The organism is Streptomyces sp. NPDC046821 (assembly GCF_040645335.1).
GTDB lineage: Bacteria > Actinomycetota > Actinomycetes > Streptomycetales > Streptomycetaceae > Streptomyces.
Map to the genome: position 1 here is coordinate 1 of NZ_JBEYYB010000012.1, position 12,928 is coordinate 12,928.

At 72.1% G+C, this 12,928-nt stretch carries 11 protein-coding genes; 3 read left to right on the plus strand and 8 right to left on the minus strand.

Annotated features, from left to right (window positions below; translation table 11 throughout):
* Nucleotides 1-125 precede the first annotated feature (125 nt).
* Together ABZ893_RS24370 and ABZ893_RS24375 are read right to left on the minus strand one after the other, a co-directional pair.
* Entirely contained in the window at nt 126-545 is a 420-nt protein-coding gene (locus ABZ893_RS24370) for a DUF3017 domain-containing protein (RefSeq protein ID WP_361407777.1), read from the minus strand.
* A 37-nt stretch (nt 546-582) separates the two neighbouring features.
* Nucleotides 583-1,446, minus strand: a complete 864-nt coding sequence (locus ABZ893_RS24375; RefSeq protein WP_361407286.1) for a bifunctional methylenetetrahydrofolate dehydrogenase/methenyltetrahydrofolate cyclohydrolase — start codon at nt 1,444-1,446, stop codon at nt 583-585.
* 236 nt (nt 1,447-1,682) lie between these two features.
* On the opposite strand from ABZ893_RS24375, the gene ABZ893_RS24380 reads away from it, so the two are divergent.
* A complete protein-coding gene (locus ABZ893_RS24380) occupies nt 1,683-2,309 on the plus strand; it encodes a hypothetical protein (RefSeq protein WP_361407287.1) in 627 nt (208 codons plus the stop codon).
* 97 nt (nt 2,310-2,406) lie between these two features.
* Here the strand turns inward: ABZ893_RS24380 and purH are convergent, their stop codons facing one another.
* Complete coding sequence (gene purH, locus ABZ893_RS24385) at nt 2,407-3,969, minus strand: bifunctional phosphoribosylaminoimidazolecarboxamide formyltransferase/IMP cyclohydrolase (RefSeq protein WP_361407289.1); 1,563 nt, start codon at nt 3,967-3,969, stop codon at nt 2,407-2,409.
* Nucleotides 3,966-4,631 (minus strand): phosphoribosylglycinamide formyltransferase, encoded by a 666-nt coding sequence (gene purN, locus ABZ893_RS24390; RefSeq protein WP_361407291.1) that lies wholly within the window; start codon nt 4,629-4,631, stop codon nt 3,966-3,968. Before purN ends, purH begins: the two co-directional genes overlap by 4 nt.
* A gap of 213 nt (nt 4,632-4,844) precedes the next feature.
* Between purN and ABZ893_RS24395 the strand changes: the two genes are divergently transcribed.
* Nucleotides 4,845-5,654: a hypothetical protein gene (locus ABZ893_RS24395; protein WP_361407293.1), complete on the plus strand. Its 810-nt coding sequence runs from the start codon at nt 4,845-4,847 to the stop codon at nt 5,652-5,654.
* On the opposite strand, the gene ABZ893_RS24400 is transcribed toward ABZ893_RS24395, so the two are convergent.
* Nucleotides 5,651-7,363, minus strand: a complete 1,713-nt coding sequence (locus tag ABZ893_RS24400) for a DUF6350 family protein (protein ID WP_361407295.1) — start codon at nt 7,361-7,363, stop codon at nt 5,651-5,653. The genes ABZ893_RS24395 and ABZ893_RS24400 overlap by 4 nt on opposite strands.
* Before the next feature lie 113 nt (nt 7,364-7,476).
* Between ABZ893_RS24400 and ABZ893_RS24405 the strand changes: the two genes are divergently transcribed.
* Nucleotides 7,477-8,628 carry a helix-turn-helix domain-containing protein gene (locus tag ABZ893_RS24405; protein WP_361407297.1) on the plus strand — a complete coding sequence of 384 codons (1,152 nt, stop codon included), beginning with the start codon at nt 7,477-7,479 and terminating at the stop codon, nt 8,626-8,628.
* A gap of 96 nt (nt 8,629-8,724) precedes the next feature.
* Here the strand turns inward: ABZ893_RS24405 and sucD are convergent, their stop codons facing one another.
* The 3 genes from sucD to ABZ893_RS24420 all read right to left on the minus strand — a co-directional run bounded on the left by sucD (nt 8,725) and on the right by ABZ893_RS24420 (nt 12,711).
* On the minus strand, nt 8,725-9,609 hold the full coding sequence (sucD, locus tag ABZ893_RS24410; RefSeq protein ID WP_361407299.1) for a succinate--CoA ligase subunit alpha: 885 nt from the start codon (nt 9,607-9,609) through the stop codon (nt 8,725-8,727).
* Nucleotides 9,610-9,630: 21 nt separating this feature from the next.
* Nucleotides 9,631-10,809 (minus strand): ADP-forming succinate--CoA ligase subunit beta, encoded by a 1,179-nt coding sequence (gene sucC / locus ABZ893_RS24415; RefSeq protein ID WP_361407301.1) that lies wholly within the window; start codon nt 10,807-10,809, stop codon nt 9,631-9,633.
* Nucleotides 10,810-11,172: 363 nt separating this feature from the next.
* On the minus strand, nt 11,173-12,711 hold the full coding sequence (locus ABZ893_RS24420; protein WP_361407303.1) for a hypothetical protein: 1,539 nt from the start codon (nt 12,709-12,711) through the stop codon (nt 11,173-11,175).
* Nucleotides 12,712-12,928: the final 217 nt, after the last annotated feature.

The window sequence follows — 12,928 nt, forward strand, 5'->3', positions numbered from 1 at the left end:
GATCCCCGACGCCGTGCCCTGCCGCTCCGGCGGGTTCGCCGGACGCGCGAAGTCGAACCCGATCATCGACGCCGGGCCGCACGCGCCGAGGCCGCCTGTCTTCGTCGCGTACCGCGCGTGTGCGGTCAGCTGATCGTGAAGTGCAGCGTGTCGTTCAGGAACGGGATGACCAGCCACGGGTTCGGCTGCACCATCAGCGCGAGCATCGCGATGACGACGCCCAGGAACCCGTACGTGACCATGTCCGTGAAGCGGGAGCGGACGGCGAGCATTCCGACGGACGGGAGCGTCCAGCGCAGCACCGCACCGGCGATCAGGGCGATGCCGACCAGCAGCGTCCCCACGCGGAACGCGTCGAACGCGGTGAGCAGCAGCCCGAGCGCCACCAGCGAGATCACCGCGATGATCGGCCACTGCCGGGCCGGTGCCGGGGCGTCGCCCGGGGCCGCGCGGCCGCCGCCCTCGGGGCGCGCGGTGTCGTGGGTGACGAGCGGGAACCGGCGCGAGGTACGCGCGGGCTCCCCGTCGGCGCCGGGGGCGCCCACCGCGTCCCCGGCCCCTTCCGGGGTGCCCGTGCCGGCGTCAGGCGACACCGTTCGCGTTCCGTTCGGCCGCCTCGACGACGTTCACGAGGAGCTGGGCGCGGGTCATCGGGCCGACGCCGCCCGGGTTCGGGGAGATCCAGCCGGCGACCTCGGCGACGCCCGGGTGCACATCGCCCACGATCTTGCCGCTCTCGTCGCGCGAGACGCCGACGTCGAGCACGGCGGCGCCCTGCTTCACGTCCTCGGGCTTGATCAGGTGCGGCACACCGGCGGCGGCGACGATGATGTCGGCCCGCTTCAGGTGCGCGGCGAGGTCACGGGTGCCGGTGTGGCACTGGGTGACGGTGGCGTTCTCGGAGCGGCGGGTGAGCAGCAGCGGCATCGGGCGGCCGATGGTGACGCCGCGGCCGACGACCACGACCTCCGCGCCGTTGATCTCGACGCCGTGCTCGCGCAGCAGCGTGATGATGCCGAAGGGGGTGCAGGGCAGCGGGGCCGGCTCGTTCAGGACGAGGCGGCCGAGGTTCATCGGGTGCAGGCCGTCCGCGTCCTTGGCCGGGTCCATCAGCTCCAGGATGCGGTTCTCGTCGATGCCCTTGGGGAGGGGCAGCTGGACGATGTAGCCGGTGCAGGCGGGGTCGTCGTTCAGTTCGCGGACGACCGCCTCGATCTCCTCCTGCGTGGCGGTGGCGGGCAGGTGGCGCTGGATGGAGGCGATGCCGACCTGGGCGCAGTCACGGTGCTTGCCCGCGACGTACTTCTGGCTGCCCGGGTCCTCACCGACCAGAACGGTACCGAGACCGGGCGTGACGCCCCTCTCCCTCAGGGCCGCCACGCGGGCGGACAGATCGGACTTGATCGCGGCTGCGGTGGCCTTGCCATCGAGAATCTGGGCAGTCATGGGCCCCATCTTCGCGGATGGCACCGTCCCGGTTCCAATCCGGTCGTCTCAGCTTGATCACCGTTGTTGCACTTCCACAACGCATAGGGAATGCGGCTGGACAAATAAGGTCTGGCTAAAGAACGATGAGCGGCAACAGTGCCGCGGGCAGTACCGGGGGGACGACCGCTCTGTAGAAATCCCCTCCGCTTGGTGCCGCACGTCGCGCCCGCATCATGCAACGGAGGAAACAGCCCATGAGCTTCGGCGACCCGAACAACCCCTACGGTGCGCCGCAGGGTCAGCAGCCCGGCTACCCGCCCCAGCAGCCCCCGCAGCAGCCCGGCTACGGCTACCCCCAGGGCCAGCCGCAGCAGCCCGGTTACGGCTACCCGCAGGGCGCGCCGGCCGGCCAGCCCGCGTACCCCGGCTTCCCGGGCGGCAATGCGATGCCGATGGAGATGCCCGGTCTCATGAAGACCGCCCGCGTGCTCCTCTTCATCATGTCCGGCCTCCAGCTCCTGATCGGCATCGTCGCCGGCATCGCCGTCGGCGCCGCCCAGGACATCTCGAACGGCGTCGGCTCGGGCGGCAACACCAACGCCCTTGCCGGGCTCGGGTTCCTCGTCGCCGCCCTCATGGTGGCTCTCGGCGCCCTGTCGATCTTCCTGGGCGTCAAGTTCAAGTCCGGCGGCAGCGGCATCCGCGTCACGACGATCGTGTACGCGTCGCTGATGATCCTCGGCGGCCTCGTCAACACCGTGAACGGCGGCGGCGGTTCGGGCACCTTCGGCGGCCTCATCTCGCTCGCCATCGCCGGCATCATCCTCGGCTCCATGGTGAACTCGCAGGCCTCTGCGTGGTTCAACCGCCCGCGCTACTGAGCGAGTTCGGCAGTTCGAGCATCGCTTGAAAAACGGCCGCGGGCCGTGCCCTCCTTGCAGGAAGGCATGGCCCGCGGCCGTTTTCGATCGGTGCGGCTCAGTGGAAGAAGTGCCGCGTCCCCGTGAAGTACATCGTCACGCCCGCCTTCTTGGCGGCCTCGACGACCTGCTCGTCACGGATGGAACCGCCGGGCTGGACGATCGCCTTCACGCCGGCGTCGATCAGGATCTGCGGCCCGTCCGGGAACGGGAAGAACGCGTCCGACGCGGCGAACGAGCCGCGCGCCCGCTCCTCGCCGGCCCGCTCGACGGCCAGCTTGCAGGAGTCGACGCGGTTGACCTGGCCCATGCCGACGCCGACCGAGGCGCCGTCCTTGGCGAGCAGGATCGCGTTGGACTTCACCGCGCGGCACGCCTTCCAGGCGAACGCCAGCTCGTCGAGCTCGCCCGGGGTCAGCGCGTCGCCCGTGGCGAGGGTCCACGTCGCCGGGTTGTCGCCGTCCGCCTGGAGGCGGTCGGCGGCCTGGAGGAGCGCGCCGCCGTCGATCTGCTTCGTCTCGACGGGAGCCGTCGGGCCCTGGTGGGCGCGCAGCACGCGGATGTTCTTCTTCTTGGTGAGGGCCTCGAGCGCGCCGTCCTCGTACTCGGGCGCGACGATGACCTCGGTGAAGATGTCGGCGACCTGCTCCGCCATCTCCTTGGTGACCGGACGGTTCACGGCGATGACGCCGCCGTACGCGGAGACCGGGTCACACGCGTGCGCCTTGCGGTGCGCCTCGGCGACGTTCGCGCCGATCGCGATGCCGCACGGGTTGGCGTGCTTGATGATCGCGACGCAGGGGTCCTCGTGGTCGTACGCGGCACGGCGCGCGGCGTCCGTGTCCGTGAAGTTGTTGTACGACATCTCCTTGCCGTGCAGCTGCTCGGCCTCGGCGAGACCACCGGTGCCGTCGACGTAGAGCGCGGCGCCCTGGTGCGGGTTCTCGCCGTAGCGCAGGACGTTCTTGCGCGTGTACGTGGCGCCCAGGAACTCGGGGAAGCCCGACTCGTCGGCGGCCGCGTAGTCGTCCGCGAACCAGCTCGCCACGGCGACGTCGTAGGCCGCGGTGTGCTGGAAGGCCTCGCCGGCGAGGCGCTTGCGGGCCGTCAGGTCGAAGCCGCCGTCGCGGACGGCCGCGAGGACGTCGGCGTAGCGGGCCGGGCTCGTGACGACGGCGACCGACGGGTGGTTCTTGGCCGCGGCGCGCACCATCGAGGGGCCGCCGATGTCGATCTGCTCGACGCACTCGTCGGGGGTCGCGCCGGAGGCGACGGTCTCCCGGAACGGGTAGAGGTTCACGATCACGAGCTGGAACGGCTCGACGCCGAGCTCGGCCAGCTGACGCTGGTGGTCCTCGAGGCGCAGGTCCGCGAGGATGCCCGCGTGGATCTTCGGGTGCAGGGTCTTGACGCGTCCGTCGAGGCACTCGGGGAAACCCGTGAGCTCCTCGACCTTGGTGACGGGAACCCCGGTGGCGGCGATCTTCGCAGCGGTCGAGCCGGTCGACACCAGCTCGACGCCCGCCTCGTGCAGCCCGCGCGCGAGGTCTTCGAGACCGGTCTTGTCGTAGACGCTGACGAGCGCCCTGCGAATGGGCCGCTTGTTGCTCTCGGCGGTCACTGGATAACTACCTTTCGTCCCTCAATGCGATAGCCGTTGCGGGCCAGGCGCCCCACGACATCGACGAGCAGCGTGCGCTCGACTTCCTTGATGCGCTCGTGCAGAGCGCTCTCGGTCTCCCCGTCCCTGACCTCGACCACGCCCTGGGCGATGATCGGGCCGGTGTCGACGCCGTCGTCGACGAAGTGGACGGTGCATCCGGTGACCTTGGCGCCGTACGCGAGGGCGTCGCGCACACCGTGGGCTCCGGGAAAACTGGGCAGCAGGGCGGGGTGCGTGTTCACGACCCGCCCGCCGAAGCGGGCGAGGAACTCCTTGCCCACGATCTTCATGAACCCGGCCGAGACCACGAGGTCCGGCTCGTAGGCTGCGGTGGCCTCGGCGAGCGCCTTGTCCCACTCCTCGCGGGTGGCGAAGTCCTTCACCCGGCACACGAAGGTGGGGAGCCCGGCGCGCTCGGCGCGCTCGAGGCCGGCGATGTCGTCACGGTCGGCGCCGACGGCCACGATCTCGGCGCCGTAGGCCTCCGCGCCCTGCGCCGCGAGGGCGTCGAGCAGAGCCTGCAGATTCGTGCCTGATCCGGAGACCAGCACGACGAGCCGCTTGGCCACAGCGAGGGCCTTTCTCGGGGTTGCGTTTGTGCGGTCGTACGAAAGCTTCATGGTTCCCGATACGGGGAACCCTACGAAGCGGGCGACCGTCAGCAACGATACCGGCACATGGCACGGCCCCCACGGGACGGGGGCACGGCCGACAGGTAGCGTCTGTGACGGATTCGCCGACCGAAGGAACGCCGCCCGCCCGCGGGACGTTCATCTGAGGACGGGCTCGTACGCAGCCGCGCCACGATCGACCTAGGGGAAGACGCACACCTGATGCCGGACCGAAGCCTCCGCCTGCCGCTGCCCGCCGGCTCCATCCTGTTGCGCGAAGGCCGTCCCACGCCTCCCCCGCCCCAGGACGCGCCGCCCGAATCCGCCGAACCCTCCCGGTCGTCCGCGAAATCGCGCAAGTCACGCGCGCGGTCCTCCCAGGACGACAACCCGTTCGCACCGCCGCCCGAGGGCTCCCCCGACCGCCCCTGGCAGCCGCGCAGCCCCGAGAGCGGCCAGGACGACGACAACGGCGACTCGTCGAACGGCGGACAGTCGCCGTGGGGTCAGTGGAGCGACCGGCAGCCGGGCCGCGCCCAGGGCGGCGGCCGCTTCGGTGACCGCCCCGGACAGCACGGCGGCCAGAGCGGCCCCGAAGGCCCCCAGGGCCCCGGCCCCGGTATGCGCTGGGACCCGTCGGACCCCGCCCAGCGCCACGCGCGCTACGCCCTGCTCTGCGGCATGTGGGGCTTCTTCTTCGCCCTGTTCAGCTGGCCTTACGTGGCCCTGCTGCTCGGCGCGCTCGCCCTGTACTGGGGCATCGTCGCGCTGCGCGCCAAGCCCCGTACGCCGGACCCGGACAAGCCGGCGCCCGCCGCCGCGCCGGGCCCGAAGCCGCAGACCACGGCGGCGGTCAGCGGCCTCGTGACGGGGTCGCTCGCGCTGGCCCTGGTCGCCGCGATGTTCACGGCGCAGTTCGTCTACAGCGACTACTTCACGTGCGTGAACGACGCGCTGACGAACACGTCCAGGCAGGCCTGCGACAAGAAGCTGCCGAAGGAACTGCGCGTGCTGATCGGGGCGCGCAGCTAGTTCGTCTCCGGCGGGTCTGTTTTTACGGGCTCCGCTTCCGCCGCCGGCTCCGCCTTCGCCGCCGTCCTCACCGGGTCGGCGGCGAAGGGCTCGGCGGGGAACGGGTCCGTTGCGAAGGGCTCCGCGGGGAACGGGTCCGTGGCGAAGGTCGTCGCCCCGAACGGGTCCGCGGTGAACGGGTCCGCCGGGAAGAAGTCGTACGGCTCGAAGGCCGCGTCGTCGTCCGGCTCGGTCTGCGCGTCCGGCCCCGCCGCCCCGCGCCGCCTCGGCAGCAGGCCCTTCGGGAGGGGGATCCGGGGGCGCCGCAGCCAGGACATTCCCCGGCCCGCACTCCCCTGCTCCTCGTCCGCCGCGGGCGCCTGATCGCCGGTTACCTCGTACACGTCACCGGCCTCTTGGACCTTCTCGGCGCGCGGCGTCCGGAGCCTCCAGGCGCGCAGGCCCAGCGCCATCGGTACGCCCACCAGCGCCGTCCACCCCGCCGCCGCGAGCCCCGTCAGCCAGCCGACCGGCCCGAACGACGCGAGCCCCGCGACGCCCATCGGCCCGCCCGCAGCCGCCGCGAGCCCCGCGAAGGCCAGCCCGCACAGCACCGCCGCGACGACGGCCGCGAGCGCCGTGTCCCCCCGCGACCACGCCTCGTCCCGCTCACCGTGCCGGGGCGCCGCCGCCCCCGTCACGAACCACGCCACCGTGCACCCGGCCAGGACCGGAACCGCCGCCACCGACCAGGTCAGCGGCGTTCCGGGCCCCGGCGCCGGCACCGCCTCCAGGAGCGGGAACTCGGGGAGCATCGGCCCCGCCGTCACCCCGAGCGGCCCCGCCACGCTCCCCCCGCCGAGCGCGACCCCGGGCCCCAGCGCGTACGCGGCGCCCCACAGCACCGCGTTCGGGACCAGCGCGGCGGCGAGGAGAAGCACCGCGAGACGCCCCGACCACACGGCCGTGAGCTGCTCGAACGAGTGCCGCACAAGCCCTTGGTGCCACACGAGCGACCCCGCCACGACCAGCGCCCCGCCCGCCACGAGCACGAGCACCCCGGCGGCCGCCGCCCGCGCGCCGACGGGCAGCAGACGGCGTACCAACGTGTCGCGCAGGCCGTCGGGGAGGGCGTCGAGGCGGTGCTGGAGCGGTGCGGGGAGCGGGGTGCGGGGGCGGCCGTGCGCCGTCCAGATCCCGGCGCCCGCGGCGGCCACGGCGACGCCTGTCAGATGGGCGGCGACGCTCGGCCAGGACGGCCGCAGCTCACCGCCGGACGCGTAGTACGAGGCGGCGCCGCCGACCGCGAGATACCCGATGACGACCCCGCACCATGCGACCCGCACCGGCACCCGCGGCGCGTCCCCCTCGTCCTCGCCCTCCACCGCGTCCCGCGCCGCGCGGTGCAGCAGCCACACCGGAAGCACCAGAAGGAGCAGTGGCGCGACGCCGATCGGCGCGGGCGTCCCGGAGAGCGTGTCCGTCCGGACGACCTCGGCGCCGTGCGCGAGCAGCCACAGCGCGGCGGCGGCGTGCAGCGCCCCGCCGGGTCCGCTGTCCGGGTACGGCGAGCTGATCCACAGCACCATGACGAGCACGGCCGACGCGCCGAGCCCGAGACCGGCCGCGAGGGCGCCGCCGAGCAGGCAGCCGACGGGGCCCGGGGAGCGTTCGCGCACGTGGGCGAGCAGGAGCGGCAGCGTCGGGCCGCGGTCAGTCGTTCGGGTCACCCGGCCATGCTCCCAACGACACGCGCTTAAGTGGCGTAACAGGCGAACCCCGGATGTGTCGCTCAAGATACGCTTATGTACTTTTTCGCGCGAAAGGGTGTGTCGAGTTCCCTATGACGCAGCCCCCCGCCACCCCTCTGCCGCCCCCCAGGGAGCGTCGCAGGCTCCGCGAATCCAAGTCGCTGTCCCAGGCTCAGGTCGCCGAGCGGGTGGGCGTCACCCGCGAAACGGTCCGCTCCTGGGAAGCCGGCCGCTCCACCCCGAAAGGCCGCAAGCGAACGGCGTACGCGACGTTCCTGGCGAGCGTCGAGGCGGAGCACGCGCCGGCCGGCACCGTGGCGCCCCCGTCGCTGAACAGCCGTTCCGCCGGACGTCACGGTTCCGCACCACTGACTCGCAGCGTGGAGTTCGTGCAGCCGCCCGTCCGGACCGCCGAACCCGTCAACTGTCCGCACCCCACGCGGCCCCCGAAGACCGCCGCCGAGGCGTTCGACCGGCTCTACACCCACACGGCCCCCGCCCTCGTCCGCCAGACGTACCTCCTCACCGGCCGCCGCACCCTCGCCAGGGAATCCGTCGAGCGAGCGTTCCAACTCGCGTGGCAGCGCTGGCCGGAGGTCGCCGTGGACCGCGACCCGGCCGGCTGGGTCAGGGCCGCCGCGCACGAGTACGCCATGTCGCCCTGGCACCGCCTCCGCCCGAGCCACCGCCGCCCCGAGGCACCGCCCGCCGACGCCGCCGACCGCGCGCTGCTCGACGTACTCCTGAGCCTGCCGCCCGCCTACAGACGCACCCTGCTCCTGTACGACGGGATCGGGCTCGGCCTGCCCGAGACGGCTGCGGAGACCGAGGCCACGACGCCCGCGGCGGCGAACCGGCTGCTGCACGCGCGCGAGGCCGTCGCCGAGAAGCTGCCCGTCCTCGCCAAGCCAGAGCGGCTGCACGAGCGACTGGCCGAACTCGCGGGCGCCGAGAAGCTCCAGGCCCCCAAGTCCACGCTGGTCCGCACGGACGGCGAGCGGCGGACCCGCTTCTGGACGCGTTCGGCCATCGCCTTCACGGTCCTGATCATCGGCACGACGGCCCTGACCCTGCGCACCGCGCCGACCCGATACGAGCCGGTGCCAGCACCCGGCGCCGTGATCAGCGGGGTGCCGCCGCAGATGGGGCCCGGCCCGCTCTCGCAGGCGGACAAGAAGCTGCGCGCGACGCTGCGCGGTTCGGGCCGCGGCGGCCCGCACCGCCTGGCGCCCGAGGCCGGCTGAAACGCGCGCCCGGGAACGACAGCGGGCCCGCACCCCCAAAGGGGTGCGGGCCCGACTGATGTCACGGCGATCGGGAACCGAAAGCCGCGGACGGAACTACTTGGTGAGCAGCTCGCGCGCCAGCTTGGCCGTCTCGGTCGGCGTCTTGCCGACCTTCACGCCGGCAGCCTCGAGGGCCTCCTTCTTGGCCTGTGCGGTGCCAGAAGAACCGGACACGATCGCGCCCGCGTGACCCATCGTCTTGCCCTCGGGGGCGGTGAAGCCCGCGACGTAACCGACGACCGGCTTGGTGACGTTGGCCTTGATGTAGTCGGCCGCGCGCTCCTCGGCGTCGCCGCCGATCTCACCGATCATGACGATCAGGTCGGTGTCGGGGTCGGCCTCGAACGCGGCGAGCGCGTCGATGTGCGTCGTACCGATGACCGGGTCGCCACCGATGCCGACGGCGGACGAGAAGCCGAGGTCACGGAGCTCGTACATCATCTGGTACGTCAGCGTGCCGGACTTCGAGACCAGGCCGATGCGGCCCGGCTTCGTGATGTCGCCCGGGATGATGCCGGCGTTCGACTGGCCCGGGGTGATGAGACCGGGGCAGTTCGGGCCGATGATGCGGGTCTTGTTGCCCTTCGACTTCGCGTACGCCCAGAAGGCGGCGGAGTCGTGGACGGCGATGCCCTCGGTGATGACGACGGCGAGGGGGATCTCGGCGTCGATCGCCTCGACGACGGCGGCCTTGGAGAAGGCCGGCGGGACGAAGAGCACGGACACGTTGGCGCCCGTCTTCTCCATCGCCTCGGCGACGGAGCCGAAGACCGGGACCTCGGTGCCGTCGAAGTCGACGGACGTGCCGGCCTTGCGCGGGTTCACGCCGCCGACGATGTTCGTGCCGTCGCCCAGCATGAGCTTGGTGTGCTTCATGCCCGTGGCACCGGTCATGCCCTGGACGATGACCTTGCTGTCCTTGGTGAGGAAGATAGCCATGGTGGTCTGAGTCCCTCTTCCTTACTTCGCAGCTGCGAGCTCGGCGGCCTTGTCGGCCGCGCCATCCATGGTGTCCACACGCTGGACGAGCGGGTGGTTGGCGTCGCTGAGGATCTTGCGACCCAGCTCCGCGTTGTTGCCGTCCAGTCGCACGACCAGCGGCTTGGTGACCTCGTCACCCTTCTCGGCGAGGAGGGCGAGGGCCTGGACGATGCCGTTGGCGACCTCGTCACAAGCGGTGATGCCACCGAAGACGTTGACGAACACGGACTTGACGTCCGGGTCGCCGAGGATGATCTCCAGGCCGTTCGCCATCACCTGGGCGGACGCGCCGCCACCGATGTCGAGGAAGTTGGCCGGCTTCACGCCGCCGTGGTTCTCACCGGCGTACGCGACGACGTCCAGGGTCGACATGACCAGACCGGCACCGTTACCGATGATGCCGACCTCGCCGTCGAGCTTGACGTAGTTGAGGTTCTTGGCCTTGGCGGCAGCCTCGAGCGGGTTGGCTGCGGCCTTGTCCTCGAGCGCCTCGTGCTCGGGCTGGCGGAAGTCGGCGTTCTCGTCGAGCGAGACCTTGCCGTCGAGGGCGATGACCTTGCCGGACTTCACCTTCGCGAGCGGGTTGACCTCGACGAGGAGGGCGTCCTCGGCGACGAAGGTCTTCCACAGGGTCTGGAGGATCTCGGCGATCTGGTCGGCGACCTCGGCCGGGAACTTCGCGTCCGCGACGATCTGACGGGCGACCTCGGGGGTCACACCCTCGTTGGCGTCGATCGGGGTCTTGGCGACGGCCTCCGGACGGGTGGCCGCCACCTCCTCGATCTCCATGCCGCCCTCGACCGAGGCGATGGAGAGGAAGGTGCGGTTGGTGCGGTCCAGGAGGAAGGAGACGTAGTACTCCTCCACGATCTCCGGGGCCGTCTCGGCGATCATCACCTTGTGGACCGTGTGGCCCTTGATGTCCATACCGAGGATGTTGGTGGCGTGCTGCACGGCCTCGTCGGTGGAGGCGGCCAGCTTGACGCCGCCGGCCTTGCCGCGGCCGCCGACCTTCACCTGAGCCTTGACGACCGACTTGCCGCCCAGCTTCTCGGTGGCCTCGCGCGCCGCCTCAGGCGTGTCGATGACTTCACCGGCCAGCACCGGTACACCGTGCTTGGCGAAGAGGTCCCTCGCCTGGTACTCGAACAGGTCCACGCGCGTCCGTCCCTTTTCCGTGATCTCGCTGCGATCTGCTGCATTGCGGTCAGCTGTCTGCGTGGGCGTGCCGCGGAGGGCAACGTGACTGCGCTGTCACAAGGAGGGCGTAGGACGGAGTCCGGTACGCGGCATGTCCGTCTCGCAGGTTATCGCCGCTCACCCGGGGTCCCTAAATCACATCTCACACCTGGGCGGTGATAACGGTCACAGAAAGGGGCCCCACCGGCCTGGGGCAAGGCCGGTGAGGCCCCTGATGTGCTCTCGGAGGAACGGCGCGAAGACATGGCGTGCCCTGCCGCCGAACCGGTGAGGGTCCTGGGCGGGCGGCCCTCGCCCTGTCATGGGCCGCCCGCGTCCATGTCAGATGCCGAAGCCGCCGGTGGCGGTGTGCGTGGCGTCCGAGACGTAGCCGGGGGCGACCGAGGTGGCCACGCCCTGGACGCCGCTGACGGCGTTCCCGGCGAGCGGCTGCACGTCGGCGGTGACGGTGCCGGTCAGGCCCTGCGCGAACGGCGAGACCTCGCCGACGACACCACCGGCGAACGGCGTCACGTCACCGACCACGCCACCGGCGAACGGCGTCACGTCGCCGACCACACCGCCCGCGAACGGCTGCACGTCGTGCGTGACGCCCTGCGCCAGGTACGTGGCGCTGCCGCCGACGCCCTGCACGACCGGCTGCACGTGGTCCACGACGGTCTGGACGAGCGGCTGGACCGCGTCGACGACACCGTGCGCGAAGGGCTGCACGTCGTTCGTGACGAGGGACTGCGCGAAGGGCTGGGCGTCGTTGCCGACGACCGACTGGGCGAACGGCTGCACGTCCTCACCGGTGACGGCCTGGGCGAACGGCGTGACGTGGCTGACGACACCGCCCGCGAACGGCGTCGCGTCGCCGACCACTCCGCCGGCGAGCGTGCCGACGTCACCGACGGCCTGACCGGCGACCGGGACGACGCCGTGCACGGCGGTCGCGGCGATGGGGGGCAGGACCGAGGCGGCGGTCTCGTCGACGACGGGGCCGGCTGCGGTCGTCGCACCGGCGGCGATGCCGGAGACGGCGGCCGGGGCGGCCTGCGCGTAGCCGGGCGCCTGGGTGGCGGTGCCGTACGCCTGGGCGGCGATGCCCTGGGCGTGGGTGACGTGGGTCTGGACCTGGTTCTGCACCTGGTTCTGCACCTGGCCGCGGACCTGGCTCTGCGCGCCGGCGAGGGTCTGCTCGGCGGTCTGCCCGACGCCGGGGACGAAGGCCGACAGGGGGCCGAACAGGTAGTCGATGTCCTGCGTGGCGCCGTGCTGCGCGTCGGCGGCGTGGGCGCCGGCGTAGGCGGTGGCGTTCTGTACGGCGGTGCCGTGGGCGGCGGTCGTGCCGTGGGCCGCGGCCTGGGCGGCGGCGTTGCGCGCCGTGTCGGCGATGCCCGCGATGCCCTCGACGTAGTTGCGGGCCTGCTCCTTGGCGTGCGCGGCGGCGTCCGCGACCCGGGTGTCGGCGTGCTGGGCGATGCCCTGGTCCACGCCGGCCTTGTGGGTCGCCTGGGCGGCGGTGCCCTGGGCGGTGGCGCCCTGGGCGGTGGCGGCGGCGCCGGACGCCGTCGTCCGAGCCTTGCCGGTCGCGCCGGCCACGGTGCTCTGGACCTTGCCGGTCGCGCCCGTGACAACGCCCTCGGCCTTGCCGGTGACGGCGCCGACGGTGCCGTGGGTGACGCCGTCGACGGTGCCCGTGACGTGCGAGACCGTGCCCTCGACGTGCGAGACGGTGCCCTGGAGGTCGGCGGCCACGTCCGGGGCGGCCAGCGAGTGGGCGGGCAGCTCGTCGGCGCTGGCCACGGCGGAACCGAGTGCCCAGGCACTCGAGACACCGGCGGCTATGACGATCGAGCGGCGGATGTTCTTGTTCATGCTTGCGTCAGATCCTTCGAATTCTGGATTCCGGCCCCGTGCTGGAGAGACGTCCAGGCGCTGGCGATGTCCAGGTGCTGGAGGTGTCCAAGTACTGGAGGTGTCCAGGTGCTGGAGGTGTCCACGGGTGGGCCGGTGGCGTACGGCCGGAGTCGTCCGGTCGGCGGGCAGACCTGTTCCGCCCCCGCGCGGCAGGTCACGTGCGGGGAAGGGCTGC